The following is a 20151-nucleotide window of genomic DNA, read 5'->3' on the forward strand; positions in this document are numbered from 1 at the left end:
GAGGCCCTCCTCCTGCAGGGCGTCCAGGAGGCCGGTGACGTTGCGGGGCGTGACGCCGCGCGCGGCGGCCAGGGCGCGCTGGGTCATCGGACCGTCGTGGAACAGGGCCCACAGCACGCCCGCACGCGCGAGGGTCAGCCCGCGATCGGCCATGCCGCGCTGCATCAGTGCGCCCAGCACCTCGGTCAGCTCGAAGAGCCGGTCGAGCGAAGCTCTGGCGGGACCGGGTCGCTCCGGCATATCGTGAAGTGACTTCACTATGTAGTACCTCCGCATATCAGGGTAGCGCCTCGCGCCGCCCGCAGAGGAGACGGAGCCATGGAGCAATCCACTCGCCAGACGGCCAAGGCCCGTCCCGTCTTCGCCCGTTGCTATGCCCGGTGTTTCGGGCCGGCCATGGAGAAGGCGGGCATCGACGAGCACCGCAGGCGCCTGCTGGCCGGGCTGAGCGGCGAGGTCCTGGAAGTCGGTGCCGGCAACGGCCTGAATTTCCCCTACTACCCACCTGAGGCAACCCGGCTGACCGCCGTGGAGCCCGAAGCACGCCTGCGCTCGGCGGCGGCCGCAGCGGCATCGGAGGGCCTTCGCGTGGAAGTCGTCGACGGCCGTGCCGAGCAACTCCCTTCGCCGGACGCTTCGTTTGATGCCGTGGTGGTCTCCATGGTGCTGTGCTCGGTCACAGCTCCCGGCGCCGCGCTCGCCGAGGCGTACCGCGTACTGAGGCCCGATGGCCAGTTGCGCTTCTTCGAACACGTACAGGCTGAATCGCGCGCGATGCGTGGGGTCCAGCGCCTCGTCGATGCCACCGTCTGGCCGCTGCTGTGCGGCGGCTGCCACACCGGCCGTGACACCGCCGCGGCCATCGCCCGGGCCGGTTTCACCATCACCGAGCTCGACCGGTTCGCCTTCCCCGAGACCGCCATCCCCTTACCGGCCGCCACCCACATCCTCGGCACGGCACGCAAGGCGGCCTCATGACCGCGCCGGCCGGACGGATCGAAGTCCGGGGCCTGGTCAAGGAGTTCGACGGCATGCGAGCGGTGGACGAGCTCAGCTTCAACGTCGAGGCAGGCTCCGTCACCGGCTTCCTCGGGCCGAACGGAGCGGGCAAGACGACCACACTGCGGATGGTGCTCGGCCTGGTCACCCCAGACGCGGGGCAGGCCACGATCGGCGGTCTGCCGTATGCCGCGCTGCCCGCTCCCGGGCGCGTGGTCGGTGCGGCACTGGAGGCCACCGGGTTCCACCCCGCCCGCAGCGGACGTGACCACCTCAAAGTCCTCTGCACTGTCAGCGGCTTCGCGCAGCGCAGGGCCGACGACGTCCTCGAGATCGTCGGTCTCACCGACGCCGGGCGGCGCCGCGTGGACGGCTACTCGCTCGGCATGCGCCAGCGCCTCGCGCTCGCCGCAGCGCCCAGGACTTCCTCACCCCCTGGGCCGGCGGCCTCGCACTCGCCGCCTACGGACTCGCGTTCGCCGTCCTGGGCACGATCTGGTCGATGCGACGGGACATCACCTGAACCCCGGACCGGCCGCAGAAACGCCACACAAGGGCTGCTGCTTTGGAACGCGAACGGAAGGTCGAACAGTCGGGGCGGACGAGCAGCAACTGGCAGAGATCCCGCGACAGCACTGGTAGGACACCTACACGAGCGGCCGGAACTCGTCGGGTGCTCGAACACGGCGCCGGACACGGCCGCGACGCCCTGCACTTCGCCCGCCAAGGATTCACCATGCAGGCCACCGACCTCAGCCCCACCGACCTGGACCAACTGCGCCATCAAGCCAAGACCGTGGGGATGAGCGGGCAGGTCATCACCGCAGTACACGACGTGCGCACCCCACTGTCCCTGCCCGATGCCTCGGTGGACGCCGACTTCGCCCGCATGCTGCTCTGTATGGTCCTGTCCACCCAGGAATTCCACGCGCCGGTCGGCGAGATCCGCCGCGCAGCGAGCCGTCCGTCACGGGGAAAGCCAGGTGGGCAGCTCCATCGTGTTGTGCCCGTGATCACCGACGAGAAGATGATGGGCCCATGATGGAGCACCAGTCAGCCGAGTCCCCGACCGTGGTCCGCCTCGCCGAGTACACCAAGGCAGACCTCGAAGAGATCCTCGGCACGAGCGACGACCCGTTCGGGGTGGCCTCGACCGGCCTCACGTGGCTGCCGAAGGAGGAGCACTTCGGCGTCCGGCTCGAAGGGCGGCTCGTCGCCCACGCCGGACTGCTGCGGCTCCCGGTCGCGATCGGCGGTGCCGAGCTGGAGGTGATCGGTGTAGGCGGGGTCGCCGTCGCACCGGACATGCAGGGCAGGGGCATGGCCCGGCTTGGCGTCACGGCCGCCCTCACGCACGCGAGCACGCTGGGCCCCGAGCACGCGTTGCTGTTCTGTCGGCCACCCCTCGTCGCGCTGTACCAGCGCCTCGGCTGGCATCCGCTCGACGAGGACGTGACCGTCGAGCAGCCCGAAGGCCGTGTCGTGACCATGCCGCTGAAGACGATGGTGACGCCACTCCGTGACGGCGCCCGTTGGCCTTCGGGGCCAGTGCGGCTCCGCTCGTTGCCTATGTGATGCGGGAGCAGCTGAGCGCATGTGTCGTCGTACATGTGCACGTGCCCAGTTGAGCCGGTCGACACCCTGGTGGAGAGCGACACGGGCGGCGCGGACTGCGCTCGATCACTTGCTCGACGGCAGTGAGTCAACCGTGTGCGTGCGCCCCGGGGGGGCGTAGCCAGCCCCGATACGGGCCCGGGGCGAGGATCTTCGAGAAGCTGCTCAGTGCGATGGTGCGGTCCGACGCCGCGGGAAGCGTGGGCAGCGACGCCACCGGAAGGCGGTTGTCACGCAGTTCGCCGTACGGATCGTCCGCGACGATCCACAGTCCTCGCTCCGCCACGTCGGTGTTCTGACTGGCCACGCACAGTCGGCCCACGGCAAGCACCTGGATGCGCCCGGCTTTTCCATCACGGCGGACGGCGAGGAAACGAAGTGGTCAGCAAGGCCGTGGGCTCCACCGCAACGAAGAATCCGCCGCGGAACGGGTCGCTTGCAACCGGGGCGTGTCTATCGCACGGACCAACCGGGGTGTCTCGCCCTACCGGCGGCAGACGACGCGCAGCTGTCGCCGTACCCGTGCACCCTGGTCACACACGCCTCGACGCGACGAGGAGCTGAGTATCTGTGATGTCACGCTGCCTGCGGGTGGCTGCCTTGGGTGGTTTCGTATCGCTGGCCGCCACGGCATGTGCTGGCAGCGCTTCCACGAACCACGAAGCCACCGCCACCGGCTCGTCCGGATCGTTGAAGGAATTGGCCGCTGCGGTGCAGGCGGAGATCGCCAAGGTCTGGCCCCACACGGGCCGGATCTGGCCGGGCATGGACTTCTCCGACCACAGCCTTCTGATCAGTGACGGCGCGAGCGCCTTCGCCGTCAGCGCGACGTCCAGCAGGCAGGTCCCTCTGCGAAAGCTCAAGGAGCAGCGGATCAGCGTCCCGCTCGCCGGCGGTTTCGACGTCGTCACCTGGCAGGGCAAGAAGTCCCTGATCATCCACCCGGACGAAGGCGCTGCTGCCGAGCGTCTCGGCCAGGACCCGACAGGTCTCACCAGCGCGGACATGGCCTCGTATGTGTTCGAGCTCGCCACACACGAGCAGTTCCATCCCTACGTTCAACAAGGCGGCTCCCATCCGTGGCCGTCGCTGAGGAAAGCAGAAGCGCAGGGCGGCGGCCGTGACGAGACCTACCCGCTCGCAACCGAGCCGCGGATCCACCGGGCCATGATCTACAACAGTCTGCTTGCCGGCTACAAAGAACCAGCCGAACGGGAGAAGCATCTGGCCGCAGCCGCGTATTGGAACAGCGCGTGGGCCGGGAAGTTTCCGGATGAGGCACGAGATCTGCTGGCCACCGATCTGCTCGAGGGCACAGCAAAGTACGTGGAGAAGACCGCAGTAGGCATGGCCCACGCGTCCGACCCCACCGATGCCACGCAGGTCCACGAATACCTCTCATCGGTGTTGAAGCCGATGAAGATCGCCTCCAAAGGGGTGGAGCCGTACGCGATCGGCGCTGCAGCTCTGCTGAACGCGGATGCCATGGGCCTGGACGTGAAGAAGACCCTCATCACTGAGCCGGTGACACCGCTGTCACTGGTGCTGAACGATGTGAATCCTTCACCCCAGGAAGAAGCTCCCGATGATGTGGTGCGTGGCATCACGGACTCTGTGGCCAAGGCAAACAAGGAACTCGCCGGGCAGATCGAGCCGTTCGTCGCCGCTGTTCAGGACAAGGACACCACGGTGCTCATGCTGCCCGTCGACAAACTGTCCGGGAGCGTGGGAGGCAAGGGTTTCTACACGACCGAGGCCCTTCCGATCTCCATCACACCGGAAGCCCGCGCCACCTTCAGCCTCCCTTCCGGCACCGTCACATTGAACGGAATCACCGCAGGTCAGCTAGACCAAAACGGCACCGGATACTTCGCCATCCCGCTCCCCGATGACACCCGGCAGGTCGCGCTCACAGGGGACGAACTCACTCTCACCGGCACCAAGCTCAAAGGCCGGCTCACCGTGGACCGTCAGACGGACAACGGCCAACGCTTTCTGTACGCGCGCTAGCACACGCCCACCAGGGGTGATGCTAGGCAAACGCCAGCAACACGGCGGGATGTTGCGGACGGTGGCCTTCGGGCGAATTCGGACACTTACGTCGGAGCAACGTTCAGATCGCCCTGAAGAGCACCGGTCCAAACACATCAGCAACCCACGAGCGTGAGGGTCTACGCCGCTGGACCGCGCGTCCACCAACCAAGCGATGACCCGCGCGAGCCGCCCGGACCCGGTGCGTGGCGGTGAACCTGCGGCGCTAACGCCCGCGCCGCGGCCCTCGCGCACACGCTCGGCCGACTGACCTGGCTGGAGCGCTCCAACCTCCGCGTCGCGGTAGCCGTGGCCCACGGCTACCTCACTGCCTCCGGCGTACCGGTCCGCCTTACCCAGGACCGCGTCACCGCACTCGCCACCGAACTGAAGAAGCCGGACAGCACCGCGGCCTCGGTCGCGAACGTGCTCCGTACCTGGCACATCTGACCGGCGGTCCCCGAACTCTTCCGACTCCACGCGTCCGCCGGGTCAGCTTCGGTGCGCAGCAGGTGCGTGCGGTCGTCGAAGTCGGAGCCGGAAATTCCTGCGCAGGCAATGAAAAGCACCGCCTTGGCGCACGGCCTTGCGCGCAGGCCCGCGCGCGCTTGGACCTGCACGTCGAGCTGGTCAGCCGGATCGGCGTGCAGCAGCTGCCGATCGACAGCGGCAACCTGCGCGAGGCACTCACTTCCCAGCACAGCCTGTTCCCGTGACACCCTCCGCCCCTACAACATCGGCGGCCTCTCATCACCGGCGCCGGATCCCGGGCTCGGTGCAGTTGCCCGCAGACTTCTCCTGAGCGAGATCCTGCGCCCGTTCATCACCCACTGGCACCCCCGCCTGCTGGCCTGGGAAATCCGACGGCAGCCCGAGGTCAGCCCGCTCGACGACGAGCGCGCCTGGGACGAAGCCCGCGAAATGCGCATTGCCCTCAATGACTTGAAGCACCTGCCCTGGGAGCTCACGAGAGGCTTACCTTCTGCTCGCAGGGGCCGGGCCTTACTTGGCGGCCTGGGGCTTCAGATAGGGCTTGAGGAGCGTCGTCCAGGCCTTGGAGATTCTGTTGAACTCGTTCTTGCAGTTGCCCGCCCGGGCGCCGGGCAGCACCCCGTCGGGATTGCTGTCGCTCAGTACCACGCTCTCGAACGCCTCGGGGTCGGAGCCGTACAGCCAGCACGCCCAGTTGTAGAAGCGCTGTGCGTTGAGGCTGTGTTCGTCGGCGTACTGGTCGAGCCGTTCGCCGGCGTCCTTGGTCTCGTCGACGGCAGCAAATGCGCCCCAGGCGTTGATGGTGTCGATGGCGTAGCCGGTGTGCTTGGCGTCGCTGGAGGCGAGCAGCAGCATCGAGAGCTGGTCGACGGCGTCCTCTTCCTTGCCCGTGGTGGGCAGGTCGTAGAGGTCGATCAGGGCGTGGCCCAGTTCATGGAACACCACACCGTTGGTGAAGCCCGCCACCGAGTCGTCGACCTCTTTGGCGGCGGGTTTGCGGCCCTTGTCGTCAGGCTGCTGGTAGGTCTCGCGGGCCTTCGTGGCGAACTCGTAGCAGAACCGGATCTGACGCCGGTAGGAGTCCCAATTTGCGTTCTCCTCGTCGCAGTTGGTGGCGACGATCCCGATCGGCCCGGGTACCTTGATCCGCGTATTGGCGTAGGCGGCGATGTCGTCCAGGACCTTGCCTCGGGTGAAGAATTGTTCTTCCTTCTTGTTGGGCGGGGTCATTCCGGGCTCGATCACCGGCACGAGCCCCCGCTCGTCGGCCGGGGGCGACGAGATACGCGCCGAGGCTGGGACGGCCAGTTCCCGGCCATCGTGGTCGGCCCTGGGCGTATCGGCCCCGCCGGGGGAGCAGGCGGAGGCCAGCGCGAGAGCGGTGGCGACAGCGGCCAGCGCATACGGACGGTTTCTACGGGACATGGCGGGAGACCTCATCCTCCTGTCGACGAACACCCCCTGAGAAGCACGCCCCCGAGACGCAGGGCACAGACACGGCCCCCTCGCCGGGCGGCTGTCAGCGCTGGACGGGGCTCACGACATTGCCGGAATGGGTGGCGGCCTCCTGCCCAGCGACCGCGCCCCAGGTCCAACGCAGTTGCACGGCCGTGGTGTTGCCGGGCGGGGTGATCTCCGCAACCCCGGGGTCGATGGTGTTCTCGTCGCGGTCACTCGCCGAGATGAACGTCAAGGTGAACCGAGCGGCGTCACCCGGGGCGAGCGTCACGGCCGCAGGCTTCTGCTCCGTCCGGTACCGGAAAGTCTCCGTCACCACACCGCGCGTCTCGGTCCCCATCTTCAGGACTACCTCGGGGTAGCCATGGAGAGTGCAGAGGGCGGACGCGGTGTTCTTCATGGTGACCGGTGCATCGACTTGCTTGCCCGCCGTGCCTTTGCCATCCGGCTGAGCCGACCCGCCAGGCGCCCAGGCCATGGTCAGGGCATCGGTGCGGCATGCGGTTCCGGAAGCATCGGTCGCCATGGCCGAAGTCGCCGTAGCCGTCAGCAGACCGACTGCTATCAGCGCGGCTGAGCGTGCATGGACATGGTTCATGATCCACCTCCAGCGGGTGGCGGCCCCCCGGAGAGTCGCCTCGCGAGGTGGCTTCAGCGCCCACCGGCCGAGGCTGGCGGATCTAGTCCGCCAGTCCCAAGTCTCGGCGATCCACCGACTGCCCGCAATGCAACACCCGAGCAACAGCGGCCTGGCCCGTCCGGCTGTTTCCGCAGACAGCGCCGCTGGGGGGAAGCGCAGGCAGTTCCGCTCGCCGCTCCGCCGAGTTGCGACCTTGGGGGAGGGGTCAGCGCGTGGGGGAGAGGGGGAGGCGTTCACGCAGGGTGGCGGCGAACTCTTCGGCCCGCGCCAGCTGCGTGCGCAGCATCTCCACCTGCTCGGCTGCGTCCTGCTCATAGCCGCGCACGCGCTCCAGCAGAGCTTCCCGCTCATGCGCCGCCAGCTTGCTGCCGGAGTCCAGCCGGTCGGTGGCGTCCAGGAGATCACGCATCTGATCCAGGGTGAAACCGAGCGGCTTCATCCGACGAATCACCATGAGGCGAGCGACGTCGGCCTCGGTGTACAGGCGAAAACCGCCCTGCGAGCGCGCGGAGGGGATGACCAGGCCGGTTTCCTCGTAGTGCCGGATGGTGCGCAGCGACAGCTCGGTCCGCGCGGCGACCTCGCCGATCTGCATGTGCTCGCTGCTCACGCGGGTGTGTTGAAGAACGCCCCTGACAGTGAGGCCGCCAAGCGGACCGTCGACGCGCTGCGTGACGCGGTCGGCCCGTCCGACGCCCTCGTCGGCGGTACGACGGCACAGACTCTCGACACCCAGCGTGCCGCCGACCGTGATCTGCGGACGGTCATCCCGATCGTGCTGCTCGTCGTGTTCGCGGTCCTGGTCTGGCTGTTGCGCGCCATCGTCGCTCCGCTGCTGCTGCTCGCCACGGTGGTGCTGTCGTTCCTCGGCGCGCTCGGCGCCTCGAACCTGCTCTTCGAGCACGTGCTCGGGTACGCCGGCGTGGACTGGTCGATCCCGCTGATGGGCTTCGTCTTCCTGGTCGCCCTCGGCATCGACTACAACATCTTCCTCATGCACCGCGTGAAGGAGGAGATCGCCCGACTCGGCCACAAGCAGGGCGTGTTGGAGGGCCTTACCAGCACCGGCGGGGTGATCACCTCGGCGGGCATCGTCCTCGCGGCCACATTCGCGGTATTCGCCGGACTGCCGCTGGTGACCATGGCCCAGATGGGCGTCCTGGTCGGCATCGGCGTCCTGCTCGACACCTTCCTGGTCCGCACCGTCCTGGTCCCGGCACTCGCCCTCGACCTGGGGCGCTGGTTCTGGTGGCCGGGCGCGCTGTTCAAGCGGCGGGACCGGGCGGAACTGCACGGGCAGCCCACGCCGGAAGAGGAGCCGGCCCGCGCCGGGGTGCGCTGACCCCCGCCCGGACCATCTGGTCGCGGCGGCCGCCCCGGGGAGACGGTGGGGCGGCCATAGCGTGGAAACGGTGGGGGAGGCCGTCCCGCCGAAGCGGTGGGTCAGCCGCCCTGCGTTCAACGTGCGGACCTCGAACGGCCCGCGTACTGGCGGCACTCGCCGGTGAACACCGCGGCGAGTTCGCCTTCCAGGACCTGTGCCGCGAGGGCGGCGGCGGAGATGCCTTCGACCCCGTCCGGATCCCGGTAGATCTGCACGGCGAGCCCTTCGGTCACCGCGGCCAGTCGGACGGCCGCGGGCCACGGATCGAGTCCCTGCTCGACCTCGCCGCACTCCTTGCCGTTGTGCACCGCCCGGGCGATCTCCGCGCGCAGGGCCCGCGCGGTCCCGACATCGACCTCGGCGAGCGCGGGAGCGTCGAGGGCCCGCCCGGCGAACGCCCGGGCGACGCGGAACTCCACGCGGCGCGCATCGTCCAGCGGCAGGAACTCCGCCAGCGCACCGGCGAGCACCCGCGCGATCGGCTGCTGGTGCGCGATGCCTTCCTCGATGTGCCTGTCGGCCCGTGTGCGGATGTGTGCGCTGACCTCCTTGAAGGCGTGCAGCAGCATCTCGTCCTTGGTTCGGAAGTAGTGCTGGACCAGCCCCACCGACATCCCGGCCTGGGCCGCGGTACGGGCGACCGTGGCGGCGTCCAGGCCGCTCTCGGAGATCAACGCGCAGACGGCGTCGGCGATCTGGCGTCGGCGTTGTTCGTGGTCGGCGACTCTCGGCACTTGATAACCGTACCACCGTACGGTTATAACCGTATCGGCATACGGTTATCCGCCGGGCGCCTGCGCAGGCGCGTCGATGCCCCGCCTGAATCACGGGGAGGACCCCCATGTCCATCCACCACCGAATGCGGCATGCCGTCGCACTCACCCTCGCGCTGCTGCTCGCCCTGCTCCTGGGTGCGCCCCTCGCCTCGGCCGTTGCGGGGCCGGCGTCCACCGCCCATGCCGACCTCGACGCGTACATACGTGAGCGCATGGATGCCACCGGCACCCCTGGGCTGTCCTACGCCGTCGTCGGCCCCGACGGGCCGGTCCACCAGAGGAGTTGGGGCCATGACGGCCGCGGCGCCCCCGTCACTGCCGACACCCCGTTCCTGTGGGGCTCGGTCGCCAAGCCGGTCACCGCGACCGCCGTCATGACGCTGGTCCAGGACGGGCGGCTCGCTCTGGACGACCGCGTCGTCGACCATCTGCCGGCCTTCCGCTTCGGCGGCGCCGAGCACGCCTCCGAGGTGACCGTGCGCCACCTCCTCGACCAGACCGCGGGCATTCCCGCGGCCGCCACCTTCAAGGTGACCGACTGCCACGACCCCGACTGCCCGCCCCCGGCCGATCGGATCTCCGCCCTGGACGACGTGACACCGCTCGGACCGCCCGGCGCCGAGTACGCCTACACCAGCGCCAATTACCTGCTGCTCGCGGCCGTGGTCGAGGCCGTCACCGGCCGCCCGTACGCCGAGTACCTGCGCACCAGGGTGCTCAGGCCTGCCGGTATGGACGGCGCCGTGGCCGACGGTGCATCGGCGCGGGAGCGGCGTCTGGCGCCGGGGCATCAGCTGATGTGGGGCCGGCCGGCCGCGGTCGCCGACGGCTACGACGAGCACGGAGCGGCCTACGGCTACACCGGCGGCGCTCTGCACGATCTGGCCGCCTTCGCCGCCCTCCAACTCCGGAGGGGCAAGGCGCCGGACGGCGCACGGATCCTCACCGAGGAGTCGGTGCGCCTCATGCGCACCGAAGGCACGCTGGCCTCGGGCGAGGGCACCGGGTACGGCTTCGGCTGGCGGGTCGGCGGCCTTGAGGCACCGCTGGACAAGGCCGTCTGGCATATCGGTGCGTCGCCCGGCTACTCGGCCATGCTGTTCCTGCTGCCCGGACAGAACCAGGCCCTCGTCATCCAGCAGAACCTGCACGGACTGCTCCAGGACGAGGCGATCATGGAGGTCGGCTTCGGCGCGGCCCGTATCCTCGCCGGCGGTGAAGCCCCTTCGGACGCCCCGTCGATGTGGCTGTACGACCTCACGATCTGGGGCACCACTGCACTCGCCGTCCTGATGCTCCTGGCGGCTGCGCGCTCCGTGCAGCTCCTGATCCGGCGGTCTGCCCTACGCACCTCGAGGGCCCGCCGCGTGATGGTGACGGCCCTGTGGGCGGTGGCCGGAGCGCTGCCCGGTGTGCTGCTCGCGATGCTCGTGAAGTTCATGGGCGTGGAGCAGGCGTGGAGCTGGTTCCCGGACCTCTGCATCGCCCTGTGGGTGGCCGCCGTCGCGGGCGTCCTGGTGATCGGGCTGCGACTGGCCGGGGCGGTCCGGCCGGCTCGCCGGCGGGAGTCCCCCGCAGTACGGGAGAACCCCGCCGTGGTGGCCGCTGCCCCGGGTTCAGACGTCCCTGCGGTGCAGTGACCGCGCGGCAAGCAGCAGTAGGAGGAGCGTGTAGCCCGTGACCAGGGCCAGCGACGGCCACGCTCCCAGCGAGCCGACCGCCTCCGCACTCGCGTCGGACGTCTGTGTCAGCTTCTCCAGCGCCGCGGTCGGAGTGGCGCCCGCGATCCAGCGCTGCAGATTACCGAAGAGCGGGCCGAACAGCGACGGAAGCAGCATGACCGCGATCACGGCCGTCACGGCCCCCGCCGAGTGGCGCAGCAGCGTGCCGATCGCCAGGCCGAGGACGGCGACGACGGCGAAGAGCGCCGCGATGCCCAACAGAGCAGGGAACGGCTCCCCTTGGGCGTACGCGCCGTCCTCCAGAATCGCGTCCCCCAGGACATACGCCACCGTGCAGGACACCAGCGCGAGCGGGAACAGCACTCCCGCGAGCAGCGCCGCCTTGGCCGTCAGGACCCGGCCGCGCCGCGGCACGGCCGCGAGCGTCGAGCCGATGGTGCCGCTGGAGTACTCGCCGCACACCGCGAGGGCCCCCGCCACTCCCGCGATCATCAGCGCGACCACAGCGAGGGTGAGACTGCCGCCGAGGACGGTGTCGTCGGGTTGCAGGCTGCCGCTCAGGCCGACGAAAACCGCTCCGGCGACGGTCAGGAGGCCGACGGCCGCCGTCGTCCAGCGCGTGGAGCGCAGGCTGCTGAACTTGGTCCATTCGAAGGCCGCGGCCTCGCGGAAACCGGGCGTCCGCGTCGTGATCGTGTTCATCGGAACGCCTCCTCCGTCTCGTACGGCGTCTCGGCACCCCGGAACTCGACCGAGGACCGTGTCATCTGCGTGTAGACCTCCTCCAGGGAGGAGAGGACCGGCGTCAACTCATGGACGGCGAGCCGGTGTTCGCGGGCCAGCTCGCCGACCTCGGACGGGCCGAGCCCGGTGACCCGCCAGCCGCCCGTCGCGTCCAGTGCGACCCGGGCTCCTCGGGATTCCAGCAGGGCGCGCATCCGCTGTGCTTCGTCGTCCGGCGTACGTACGCGGGTACCGCCCTGCGAGTTGGTCCGGATGAAGTCCCGCATATCGGTGTCGGCGAGCAGCCGGCCGCGGCCGATCACGATGAGGTGGTCCGCGGTCAACTCCATCTCGCTCATGAGGTGGCTGGAGAGGAACACGGTCCGGCCCTGCGCCGCCTGGGACTTGAGCAGGTCGCGGATCCAGCGGATGCCCTCGGTGTCCAGGCCGTTGACCGGCTCGTCGAGGATCAGCACCTCGGGGTCGCCGAGCAGCGCGGCCGCGATGCCAAGCCGCTGCCCCATGCCCAGGGAGAGGCCCTTGGCCCGCTGGTCGGCCACGTCCGCGAGCCCGACCAGCTCCAGAACCTCGTCCACGCGGCGGCGGGGGATCGCGTTCGACCGTGCCAGGCCCAGCAGATGCCGGCGCACTGTCCGTCCGCCGTGCACGGACTTGGCGTCGAGCAGCGAGCCGACGACACGCAGCGGCGCCCCGAGGCGGTCGTAACGCTGTCCGGCGACGGTGACCGTGCCCGAACTCGGCGCATCGAGGCCGAGGACCATGCGCATGGTCGTCGATTTGCCGGCGCCGTTCGGGCCGAGGAAGCCCGTCACCAGGCCGGGCCGGACGGTGAAGGACAGCCGGTCGACGGCCGTCCTGTCGCCGTATCGCTTCGTGAGTTCCCTTGCTTCGATCATGCCGTCGACGCTACGGAGAGCGAGCATGCCGGGGCATCTGCCGTGGGGAGTCGGCTGCTACTCCCGGGGGAGTAGCTGGACGTCCACACCGGCCCCATATAGGCCATTCCGCTTCCTTGTCACGGTGGACATGACAAATGGCGACTGGCTGACCAGCGGAAACGACAGATCGGGGATGGCCGGGACGGACACCGTGCGCACGGGCACCGCTTGAGCCTGTGGCGGGGGCATCGCATGGTGCTTGGGCGCAAGCGACGACTGTTGAGGAAAACGGGAGGGGAGCATGGAGTTACGAACCGCGCGACGGGGTGTGCTGCGACGCGTCCAAGCCATGGTGATCGCCGTTGCTGCTGCCGTCGCGTTCGGCCCGTCCATCGTGCCGGCCGAGGCAGCCGAAGAGGTACAGAGCGTGCCGGACCGCGTAGCCGTACTGAGCTGGAACATCTGCGGAACGGCGAGTCAGTGTCCGAGTCGCGAGAACCCTTCGGCCAAGCTCGACGAGATCGTCGACATCGTCGAGGCCGACCCCGGGTACGCCGTGATCATGCTGCAGGAAGCGTGCAAGAGCATCCACAGCGACAAGCTGGCCGAGCGCCTCGGCGACGGCTGGGTGGTGCGCCACCGCACCGCCAAGATCGTCGGGACCGCCCGTGACGTGGGTTGCAGCATGAGCGGCAAGGCCGACGCCGGCGTGGCCATCGCGATGAAGAAGCTGCCCGGGAGCGACTTCGTCACCGGTCCGGACGGCCGGCCCGGCTGGGACCTCACCTTCACCAGCACGCGCGGCCTCGAACACGTCGAGGGCAAGGACGACCTGCCCAAGACCAACTACACCACCCAGGGCGCGCCCTGCCTCCAGGACCAGGGCAACAAACTGCTCGCCTGCACGAGCCACTTCGTCCACGGCGGCGTCGCGGACGCCGACGAGATTCAGGACGCGTCGCTGAAGGACTTCCACCGCACCACCGTCGACTGGCAGAACGGCGGCTACCGCACCATCGTCGGCGGCGACTTCAACATCAAGGTCCAGGACGACGACATCGACCCCATGTACGACGGGAACTTCGAGGCCGACAGCAATGACAAGTGCAACACCACCGGCCCGCGCCCCTCTTGGTACATCGGGTGCCGTAACTCCTTCGGCAGCAAGCTCGACTACATCTTCTTCGGTGACCGCGGCTGGGGCCTGCGTGGCGGTGACGTCCGCTATGACGGCTCGGACGCCTACGAGGATCGCGAGCTGAGCGACCACTGGGGCATCACCGCGGCAGTCAGCCCGTCCTGAATGCTGCACCTGTCCGGTGGGGGCTACCTGGGGCTTCCCGCCGGACAGGGCACATCACACCTCGCCCGCCCGCACCAGACCCGTCTCGTACGCGAGGACCACCAGCTGCGCCCGGTCGCGTGCCCCCAGCTTCGTCATCGCGCGGCTGACGTGGGTTTTCGCCGTCAGCGGCGACATGCACAGCGCGGTGCCGATCTCGTCGTTGGACAGGCCGCGGCCGACCAGGGCGAGCACCTCGCGCTCGCGGTCGGTCAGGGGTGCCAAGCGCTCCTGGGCCGCGGCCTGCGGGCCCTGGAGCCGGCCGAACTCCTCGATCACCCGCCGGGTCACCGTCGGCGCGAGCAGCGACTGCCCGGCGGCCACGGTGCGAATCGCGGCCCGAAGGTCATCCGGTTCGACGTCCTTGAGCAGGAATCCGGCGGCTCCGGACCGCAGGGCCTCGAAGACGTACTCGTCCGCCGCGAAGGTCGTCAGGACCAGGACGCGTACCGCGTCCAGCGTCCGGTCGGCGACGATGCGCCGGGTCGCTGCCAGGCCGTCGAGCTTCGGCATCCGGATGTCCATCAGAACCACATCGGGACGTGTACTGCGGGCCAGTTCGACAGCTGCCGTTCCGTCGGCGGCCTCCGCGACCACTACGAGGTCATCGGTGAGGTCGAGCAGCGCTTTGAAGCCGGCGCGGACCACAGTCTGGTCGTCGGCGAGCAGCACCCGGATCACGCCGCCTCCAGGGGAAGCGACGCATGCACCCGCCAGCCGCCGCCCGCCACGGGGCCGGCCTCGACGGTCCCTTCCACCGAAGCGGCGCGCTCGCGCATGCCGATCAGGCCATAGCCCTCCGCCCCCCGGGGGCGTCCCGGTGCCCCGTCGTCGACGACCTCGACGAGCAGCCGGCCCTCGGCCGCGGCGACGGAGACGGCGACGTGCCGTGGTTGCGCGTGCTTGATCACGTTGGTCAGCGCCTCCTGGACGATGCGGTACGCCGCCAACTCCACCACCTGCGGCAGCTCCCGGCCACTGGTCTCCAGGTGCAGCGACACGGTGACTCCGGCAGCCCGCACCGGCTCGGCGAGGATGTGCAGCTGTTCCAGGCGGGGTGCGGGGTCGGTACGCGCCCTGGGTGCGTGCTCTCCTTCGCGCAGCACCTCGACGGTGGCCCGCAGCTCACGCACAGCCTCCTTGCCCGACGTGCGCACCTGCCGCATCGCCTCCCGGGCCACCTCCGGCTTGACGTCGAGGGCGTCGAGGGCGAGCCCGGCCTGCACGGTCATCGCCGACACGGTGTGCGCGACCACGTCGTGCAGCTCGCGGGCGATCCGCACCCGCTCCTGGTGCACCTTGCGCTCTGCCTCCTGCTCCCGGTCCGCCTCCGCACGGGCCGCGCGCGCCTCGTACTCTCGCATCAACTCCCGCCGCCCACGCACCACCTCACCGAGTAGCAGCGGCACCAGCGGCCAGAGCATCTCCAGCAGCGGGGCACCCTGCGGCTGCGCCACATCGATCCCGGCGACCAGCGACACCGCCCCCGAGACCACCGCGGCGACCACTCCCGCCCGCAGGGTCCGGCGCCGCGTGCCCTGCACGGCCAGCGTGTACAGCGCGACCATCACCGGCAGGTTCAGGAGCTCCCCGATGTGCCCGTACAGCGCCCACCCGGCACAGGCCGCCCCCGTGATCAGCGTGGCGGCCATCGGCCACCGGCTGCGGACGAGCAGCGCGCCGATCGAGCCGGCGAACAGCAGCCAGGTGAGCCAGTCGGCCTGCCGGTGTGAGGGATCGTTCACCGCCGCGTCCGCCCCGGTGAACAGCGCGACCACCGCCGCCACGGCCACATCCGCGAGGTGCGGCGGCAGCGGCCACCGGATGCGCCGCGAGCTGAGGGAGGAGGTCACGTCTCTCACGATATGAGGCGGGTGCATCTGGTGCGTACGACGACGGGAGTAGCCGATGACCAAGCCCGTCAACCGTGCAGAGGCCACCCTGCCCATTTCGGTCATCGCCCGCACCACGGGGTGTCATGCCACGGGAATCTCTGCCGCCGAACATGTTCATCTACAGTCCTGTAGATGAACATTTCTGGCCGACGATCACGTGAAGAAAGGGACGCCAGAATGGTGTTCAAACGGCTGCTCGGCTCGCTCGGTGTGGGTGGCCCCACGATCGACACAGTCCTCGATTCCGGCCCGGTGCGGCCTGGTGAAGTCCTGTGCGGGCAGGTCCACGTGAAGGGCGGCAGCGCCGACTTCGACATCGACCACATCGCTGTGGAGCTGGTCGCCTGCGTGGAGGCGGAGCAGGAGCACGGCGAAGCCGAAGGCTTGATGGTCTTCGGTCGGCATGTCGTCGGCGGGGGGTTCCGGCTGGTCGAAGCGGTCGAACACGCGGTGCCCTTCCAGGTGACGCTTCCGTACGAGACGCCGGTCAGCGAGCTGCACGGCCAGCCGCTCGGTATCGCGCTCGGCGTACGCGCCGAACTGTCCGTCAAAGGCGCCAGGGACAAGGGTGACCTCGACCCGCTCGCCATCGCCCCGCTGCCCGTCCAGGAGGCGATCCTCGAAAACCTCGGCCACCTGGGCTTCGGTTTCCGCTCGGCCGACCTGGAGCTTGGACGCATCCGCGGCACCGCGCAACAACTTCCCTTTCGCCAAGAGCTCGAACTGGCTGCGCCTGCGCGCTACGCCCATGCGGTGGGCGAGATCGAGATGACCTTCCTTGCCGGACCGGGTGGCATGGAGGTCGTGCTGGGGGCCGACAGGCGTGGCGGCCTGCCCGCCTCGGGCCATGACTCGCTCACCCTCTTCACCGTCTCTCTGGAAGGGGTCGAGCAAGTCGACTGGAACGCCGAAGTCGACGGTTGGGTCAAGCGGCTCATCGAGCGTCGAGCTTCGTGTGAGCAAGGCGGCGGGTACCGGCATGCGGGGCGAGGCCGCTCGGGCAGGGCGGCGGCGGGAGCGGCGGGCCTCGCCGCGGGCGTGGCAGCCGGCGTGGTCGCCGCGGAAGTCGTGGACGAGGTGGGGGACTTGTTCGAAGGCGACGAGGCGTGACCCCTCACCCTGGTAACTTCTACATAGATGTAGAAGTGGCATTCCGGGCCGTGCACCGGCTCGGCCACACCTCACCAATGGAGTTCACATGGGCCTGTTCGACCGCTTCAAAGAGACCGCCACCCAGATGCAGGGCCAGCTTCTCGCCAAGAAGAACGAGCTCAAGAGCGGCGCCTTCCGCGATGCCTCCATGGCCATGTGCGCCCTGGTGGCCGCCGCCGACGGCCATATCGACCCCTCCGAGCGGCAGAAGGTCTCCCAATTGATCGCCACCAATCAGGTGCTGCAAAACTTCGAGGCGGCCGACCTGCAGCGCCGCTTCGACGACAACTGCAACAAGCTGGCCGCCGACTTCGCGCTCGGCAAGGTGACCGTCCTGCAGGAGATCGCCAAGGCACGGAAGAAGCCCGCAGAAGCCCGGGCGGTCATCCAGATCGGCATCGTCATCGGCGGCGCCGACGGCGACTTCGACAAGGACGAGCAGCAGACCGTACGGGAGGCGTGCTACGCCCTCGACCTGCCCCCGCACGAGTTCGACCTATAGGCGATGTCACCGCGTCGGGCTCGCGCTTCCCAGAACGCGAGCCCGACACCCGCACCTAAAGGGGTGTCGCCGCATGCAGGATCAGCACCATCGTGACCGCGGCGTTCGCCGAGGACATCGCCGACAGCAGCGTCCCCGCCGTCGCCGCCCACAGAGCCAGGCCCACCGCCGTGAACGCGGGCGGCCAGCGCCTCACCACCGGTGCCGGCGCCAACAGTGCCGCAACCCGCCGCGGCACCGGACCCGGGGCTGCAAGCCCTGCCAACGTCACCGCGGGCGCTCCCCGGGACACCAGCGCGGCCTTACCGACCGCCCGCGCCACCACCCTGCGGCTCCCGACCGCCCCGGCCGCTTCCTCATCCGCCCACCGCTCAGCCGTATAGACGACGGCGGTCCGCAGCGGGCGCAGAAACGGGTTGGCCCGCGCAGCCAACTGGACAGCCAGCAGGAAACAGTGGTGACGATGCGTGAGATGTGCCCGCTCATGCGCGAACAGAGCGCGCCGCTCAGCCGGTTGAAGCCTACCCAGCAGGCCAGTGGTCACCACGATGCGATCTCGATGACCCGGCAGCGCATAGGCGTACGGAGCCACGTCGTCCAAGACCGCCACCGAGGTCGCCGACGTCCCCAGCAGGGCCCGATGCGCCTCCACCCGCACCCGGTGATGACGCCACAGCGTGCGCACACACGCGGCGAACACCGCGACCAGCGCGGGAATGGCGGCCTTCCCGACCACCTCGTCGAACGGAACCGCCGCCCGCACCTCCGGATCCGACCAGCCGTCCGGCAGCGGATTGCCGGGCAACTGCGCCGTACCCACCACCATCACCAGCGCAAGACACAGCGTGCTGCACAGAGCCATCACCCCGGCCACCACGGTCAACAACCAGGTGGCGGCACGCGGATGCAAGTGATGCTCGGCCAGGCGCGCCACCGGCCACGCGGTCAACGGCAACACCAGCGGCAGAAAGACGAACACCCCCACGCTGCGTCAGTCTTCCGGCTCGTCGTCCGCCTGCGAGAGCAGTTCACGCAGCAGCCGTTCGTCGTCCACCGAAAGACCGGTCACAAAACTGGCCAACACAGCCTCACGATCAGCTTCCCCGTCAAGGACCTTGCGCATCCGCAGCGCCGCAAGACCAGCCTCATCCGCAGCCGGCATCCACACGAAGGAGCGGCCCTCACGCCGCCGGGTCACCGCCTTCTTGGCAAGGAGCCGGGTCAGGATCGTCATCACCGTCGTGTACGCCAGATCCGCACCCACGCGCTCTTGCACCCAAGCCGCGTTCACCGGCCCACCCGCCTCGCGCAGCGCAGCGAAAACCTGCGCCTCGAGCTCACCCTGCCCCCTGCGCCGGGGACGGGACGGCCCGGACCCGCCACGCCCTGCTCGCACCATGGCCGTCTCCTTCCGAAAGAACGCCGCTCCCCAAGGCCGCATACGCACATCACGAGCGCCTCATCGTACTGATCTAGCGCCGTACTCCCGGGCCGCGAGGGGTGCCGACGAACGCTCTCCAGGCCTAGAAGGCAGCGACGGCGGCCGGCATGGGCCCTCAGACGATGGCAGGATAGGGCGCCAGCTGGCGATCGGGGGGTGCGCAGTGCGCGAATTCGTGTACGTGTCGGACGGGAAACTGAGCCAATTCGTTGCGGAGCCGCGCCGGTTCAAGCGCACAAGCACGGTGCGGTTGAACACCCCGGTCGGCGGCTTCGACCTGGAAGCACCGACCGGCGACACCGGACGCGACCGCCAGCGACGCTTCCAGCAGATCGACAAGCATCTCGACGCGTGCGCGCAGTGGTTCGCCGACCCGGAAATACAGCCGGGGCAGTGGGTGGTGTTCGAGGCACCCCTGCACTGCGTCACGCTGCCCGGCGACTTCCAGCACATGGTGCTCTTCGCCGACCCCGCCCCGGGCCAAGACCCGGACTATGAGCAGGAGACCGGCTGCCGACTGCTGCTGCACGGCTCGACACGCCACCTCCTCGGCTACAGCTCAGCAACTGCCGACGGAGCGGAACTGGAAGGCATCCAGAGCATCGGAGCCAGCTTCGGCATAAAGTTCCTGACCAGCGCCGGGCAGGCGGCGTCGGCCCTGTCGACCCAGCACGACCCAGTCGCCGACGGTGCGCCGACACCCCCCTCCCAGTTCACCGGCTCCGCAGTGCATGACCTCATGGCTGTCGTCGACCGCACCTACGGTCCGATGAGCGCGACCCCCTGGATGTACGGCTACGCCCGGGTCACCGTCGTACTTCCCGCCACCGACACCACGGCCCGCTGCGTCGTGGCCAGCCCGCTCAGTGTGGAGTACGCGCACCGCCAGGGATGACTGCTGCTGGGGAACTACGAGACAGAGAAGACCGCCCACACCCGGATGCGCGCCCTGCTCCAACCGCACTTCACCCCCGGCCGCATGCGCGCCTTCCGCCACCGCGTGGAAGCTCTGACCGGTGTACTCCTCGTCGACCCGCCAAGCAGCCTCGGCCCGCCGACCTGGCCTTGCCACTGCCGATCCTGCATCTGCGAGCCGCTCGGCATCCGCTAGGAGGACCGCG

24 protein-coding genes are annotated in these 20151 nt (G+C 69.3%); 12 read left to right on the plus strand and 12 right to left on the minus strand.

Features of this window, described 5'->3' with window-relative positions:
* Window positions 1–240, minus strand: a 240-nt coding sequence (locus tag BLT97_RS36330) for a MarR family winged helix-turn-helix transcriptional regulator (protein ID WP_143041446.1), incomplete at its 3' end; no start/stop codon positions are given.
* Between the two features lie 78 nt (window positions 241–318).
* Between BLT97_RS36330 and BLT97_RS36335 the strand changes: the two genes are divergently transcribed.
* The 4 genes from BLT97_RS36335 to BLT97_RS36350 are packed head-to-tail and all read left to right on the plus strand — an operon-like array spanning window position 319 to window position 2574.
* The gene (locus BLT97_RS36335) at window positions 319–978 is read left to right on the plus strand and encodes a class I SAM-dependent methyltransferase (RefSeq protein ID WP_093618204.1); all 660 of its coding nucleotides are present in this window, start codon (window positions 319–321) and stop codon (window positions 976–978) included.
* 53 nt (window positions 979–1031) lie between these two features.
* Window positions 1032–1805 (plus strand): ATP-binding cassette domain-containing protein, encoded by a 774-nt coding sequence (locus BLT97_RS38825; RefSeq protein ID WP_245769746.1) that lies wholly within the window; start codon window positions 1032–1034, stop codon window positions 1803–1805.
* The gene (locus tag BLT97_RS36345; protein WP_245769747.1) at window positions 1709–2041 is read left to right on the plus strand and encodes a methyltransferase domain-containing protein; all 333 of its coding nucleotides are present in this window, start codon (window positions 1709–1711) and stop codon (window positions 2039–2041) included. The genes BLT97_RS38825 and BLT97_RS36345 overlap by 97 nt, the downstream gene beginning before the upstream one ends.
* On the plus strand, window positions 2038–2574 hold the full coding sequence (locus BLT97_RS36350; protein ID WP_093618206.1) for a GNAT family N-acetyltransferase: 537 nt from the start codon (window positions 2038–2040) through the stop codon (window positions 2572–2574). The genes BLT97_RS36345 and BLT97_RS36350 overlap by 4 nt, the downstream gene beginning before the upstream one ends.
* Before the next feature lie 127 nt (window positions 2575–2701).
* Here the strand turns inward: BLT97_RS36350 and BLT97_RS36355 are convergent, their stop codons facing one another.
* A complete protein-coding gene (locus tag BLT97_RS36355; protein WP_143041447.1) occupies window positions 2702–2899 on the minus strand; it encodes a hypothetical protein in 198 nt (65 codons plus the stop codon).
* Window positions 2900–3186: 287 nt separating this feature from the next.
* On the opposite strand from BLT97_RS36355, the gene BLT97_RS36360 reads away from it, so the two are divergent.
* Both BLT97_RS36360 and BLT97_RS38230 read left to right on the plus strand, forming a co-directional pair.
* On the plus strand, window positions 3187–4623 hold the full coding sequence (locus BLT97_RS36360; protein ID WP_143041448.1) for a hypothetical protein: 1437 nt from the start codon (window positions 3187–3189) through the stop codon (window positions 4621–4623).
* 330 nt (window positions 4624–4953) lie between these two features.
* Entirely contained in the window at window positions 4954–5094 is a 141-nt protein-coding gene (locus BLT97_RS38230; RefSeq protein ID WP_176954019.1) for a hypothetical protein, read from the plus strand.
* Window positions 5095–5646: 552 nt separating this feature from the next.
* Here BLT97_RS38230 and BLT97_RS36370 read toward each other — a convergent pair.
* From BLT97_RS36370 to BLT97_RS36380, 3 genes are all read right to left on the minus strand, one after another.
* Window positions 5647–6561 (minus strand): DUF4344 domain-containing metallopeptidase, encoded by a 915-nt coding sequence (locus BLT97_RS36370; protein WP_176954020.1) that lies wholly within the window; start codon window positions 6559–6561, stop codon window positions 5647–5649.
* 94 nt (window positions 6562–6655) lie between these two features.
* Window positions 6656–7192, minus strand: coding sequence for a DUF4232 domain-containing protein (locus tag BLT97_RS38235; protein WP_176954021.1), 537 nt, complete (start codon window positions 7190–7192; stop codon window positions 6656–6658).
* A gap of 247 nt (window positions 7193–7439) precedes the next feature.
* Window positions 7440–7844 carry a MerR family transcriptional regulator gene (locus tag BLT97_RS36380; protein WP_176954022.1) on the minus strand — a complete coding sequence of 135 codons (405 nt, stop codon included), beginning with the start codon at window positions 7842–7844 and terminating at the stop codon, window positions 7440–7442.
* 9 nt (window positions 7845–7853) lie between these two features.
* On the opposite strand from BLT97_RS36380, the gene BLT97_RS36385 reads away from it, so the two are divergent.
* Complete coding sequence (locus BLT97_RS36385) at window positions 7854–8576, plus strand: MMPL family transporter (protein ID WP_425442825.1); 723 nt, start codon at window positions 7854–7856, stop codon at window positions 8574–8576.
* A gap of 116 nt (window positions 8577–8692) precedes the next feature.
* Here BLT97_RS36385 and BLT97_RS36390 read toward each other — a convergent pair whose 3' ends face one another.
* On the minus strand, window positions 8693–9352 hold the full coding sequence (locus BLT97_RS36390) for a TetR/AcrR family transcriptional regulator (protein ID WP_093618220.1): 660 nt from the start codon (window positions 9350–9352) through the stop codon (window positions 8693–8695).
* 107 nt (window positions 9353–9459) lie between these two features.
* Between BLT97_RS36390 and BLT97_RS36395 the strand changes: the two genes are divergently transcribed.
* Window positions 9460–11034 (plus strand): serine hydrolase domain-containing protein, encoded by a 1575-nt coding sequence (locus BLT97_RS36395; RefSeq protein WP_245769743.1) that lies wholly within the window; start codon window positions 9460–9462, stop codon window positions 11032–11034.
* Here the strand turns inward: BLT97_RS36395 and BLT97_RS36400 are convergent.
* Both BLT97_RS36400 and BLT97_RS36405 read right to left on the minus strand, forming a co-directional pair.
* Complete coding sequence (locus BLT97_RS36400) at window positions 11011–11778, minus strand: ABC transporter permease (protein ID WP_093618222.1); 768 nt, start codon at window positions 11776–11778, stop codon at window positions 11011–11013. The genes BLT97_RS36395 and BLT97_RS36400 overlap by 24 nt on opposite strands.
* Window positions 11775–12716 carry an ABC transporter ATP-binding protein gene (locus tag BLT97_RS36405; protein WP_093618256.1) on the minus strand — a complete coding sequence of 314 codons (942 nt, stop codon included), beginning with the start codon at window positions 12714–12716 and terminating at the stop codon, window positions 11775–11777. Before BLT97_RS36405 ends, BLT97_RS36400 begins: the two co-directional genes overlap by 4 nt.
* Window positions 12717–12999: 283 nt before the next feature.
* Between BLT97_RS36405 and BLT97_RS36410 the strand changes: the two genes are divergently transcribed.
* Window positions 13000–14001 (plus strand): endonuclease/exonuclease/phosphatase family protein, encoded by a 1002-nt coding sequence (locus BLT97_RS36410; protein ID WP_093618224.1) that lies wholly within the window; start codon window positions 13000–13002, stop codon window positions 13999–14001.
* Window positions 14002–14055: 54 nt separating this feature from the next.
* Here the strand turns inward: BLT97_RS36410 and BLT97_RS36415 are convergent, their stop codons facing one another.
* Window positions 14056–14721 (minus strand): response regulator, encoded by a 666-nt coding sequence (locus tag BLT97_RS36415; protein ID WP_093618226.1) that lies wholly within the window; start codon window positions 14719–14721, stop codon window positions 14056–14058.
* Window positions 14718–15893, minus strand: a complete 1176-nt coding sequence (locus tag BLT97_RS36420) for a sensor histidine kinase (RefSeq protein ID WP_245769744.1) — start codon at window positions 15891–15893, stop codon at window positions 14718–14720. The genes BLT97_RS36415 and BLT97_RS36420 overlap by 4 nt, the downstream gene beginning before the upstream one ends.
* A 219-nt stretch (window positions 15894–16112) precedes the next feature.
* On the opposite strand from BLT97_RS36420, the gene BLT97_RS36425 reads away from it, so the two are divergent.
* Window positions 16113–17045 carry a sporulation protein gene (locus tag BLT97_RS36425; RefSeq protein ID WP_093618230.1) on the plus strand — a complete coding sequence of 311 codons (933 nt, stop codon included), beginning with the start codon at window positions 16113–16115 and terminating at the stop codon, window positions 17043–17045.
* Between the two features lie 88 nt (window positions 17046–17133).
* Entirely contained in the window at window positions 17134–17589 is a 456-nt protein-coding gene (locus tag BLT97_RS36430) for a tellurite resistance TerB family protein (RefSeq protein ID WP_093618232.1), read from the plus strand.
* 55 nt (window positions 17590–17644) lie between these two features.
* Here BLT97_RS36430 and BLT97_RS36435 read toward each other — a convergent pair whose 3' ends face one another.
* Both BLT97_RS36435 and BLT97_RS36440 read right to left on the minus strand, forming a co-directional pair.
* A complete protein-coding gene (locus BLT97_RS36435; RefSeq protein ID WP_093618234.1) occupies window positions 17645–18574 on the minus strand; it encodes a M56 family metallopeptidase in 930 nt (309 codons plus the stop codon).
* A 6-nt stretch (window positions 18575–18580) separates the two neighbouring features.
* Window positions 18581–18988, minus strand: coding sequence for a BlaI/MecI/CopY family transcriptional regulator (locus tag BLT97_RS36440; protein WP_093618236.1), 408 nt, complete (start codon window positions 18986–18988; stop codon window positions 18581–18583).
* 205 nt (window positions 18989–19193) lie between these two features.
* Here BLT97_RS36440 and BLT97_RS36445 point away from each other — a divergent pair, with 205 nt between their 5' ends.
* The gene (locus BLT97_RS36445) at window positions 19194–19925 is read left to right on the plus strand and encodes an SAVMC3_10250 family protein (RefSeq protein WP_093618238.1); all 732 of its coding nucleotides are present in this window, start codon (window positions 19194–19196) and stop codon (window positions 19923–19925) included.
* The last annotated feature ends 226 nt before the right edge of the window (window positions 19926–20151 follow it).

Origin of the sequence: Streptomyces indicus, assembly GCF_900100315.1 — a bacterium.
GTDB lineage: Bacteria > Actinomycetota > Actinomycetes > Streptomycetales > Streptomycetaceae > Streptomyces > Streptomyces indicus.

Coding starts and splice junctions, on each gene's coding strand:
- BLT97_RS36335 (WP_093618204.1), top strand. CDS start 319: ATGGAGCAATCCACTCGCCAGACGGCCAAGGCCCGTCCCGTCTTCGCC.
- BLT97_RS38825 (WP_245769746.1), top strand. CDS start 1,032: ATGCGAGCGGTGGACGAGCTCAGCTTCAACGTCGAGGCAGGCTCCGTC.
- BLT97_RS36350 (WP_093618206.1), top strand. CDS start 2,038: ATGATGGAGCACCAGTCAGCCGAGTCCCCGACCGTGGTCCGCCTCGCC.
- BLT97_RS36360 (WP_143041448.1), top strand. CDS start 3,187: ATGTCACGCTGCCTGCGGGTGGCTGCCTTGGGTGGTTTCGTATCGCTG.
- BLT97_RS36370 (WP_176954020.1), bottom strand. CDS start 6,561: ATGTCCCGTAGAAACCGTCCGTATGCGCTGGCCGCTGTCGCCACCGCT.
- BLT97_RS38235 (WP_176954021.1), bottom strand. CDS start 7,192: ATGAACCATGTCCATGCACGCTCAGCCGCGCTGATAGCAGTCGGTCTG.
- BLT97_RS36395 (WP_245769743.1), top strand. CDS start 9,460: ATGTCCATCCACCACCGAATGCGGCATGCCGTCGCACTCACCCTCGCG.
- BLT97_RS36400 (WP_093618222.1), bottom strand. CDS start 11,778: ATGAACACGATCACGACGCGGACGCCCGGTTTCCGCGAGGCCGCGGCC.
- BLT97_RS36405 (WP_093618256.1), bottom strand. CDS start 12,716: ATGATCGAAGCAAGGGAACTCACGAAGCGATACGGCGACAGGACGGCC.
- BLT97_RS36410 (WP_093618224.1), top strand. CDS start 13,000: ATGGAGTTACGAACCGCGCGACGGGGTGTGCTGCGACGCGTCCAAGCC.
- BLT97_RS36425 (WP_093618230.1), top strand. CDS start 16,113: ATGGTGTTCAAACGGCTGCTCGGCTCGCTCGGTGTGGGTGGCCCCACG.
- BLT97_RS36430 (WP_093618232.1), top strand. CDS start 17,134: ATGGGCCTGTTCGACCGCTTCAAAGAGACCGCCACCCAGATGCAGGGC.
- BLT97_RS36440 (WP_093618236.1), bottom strand. CDS start 18,988: ATGGTGCGAGCAGGGCGTGGCGGGTCCGGGCCGTCCCGTCCCCGGCGC.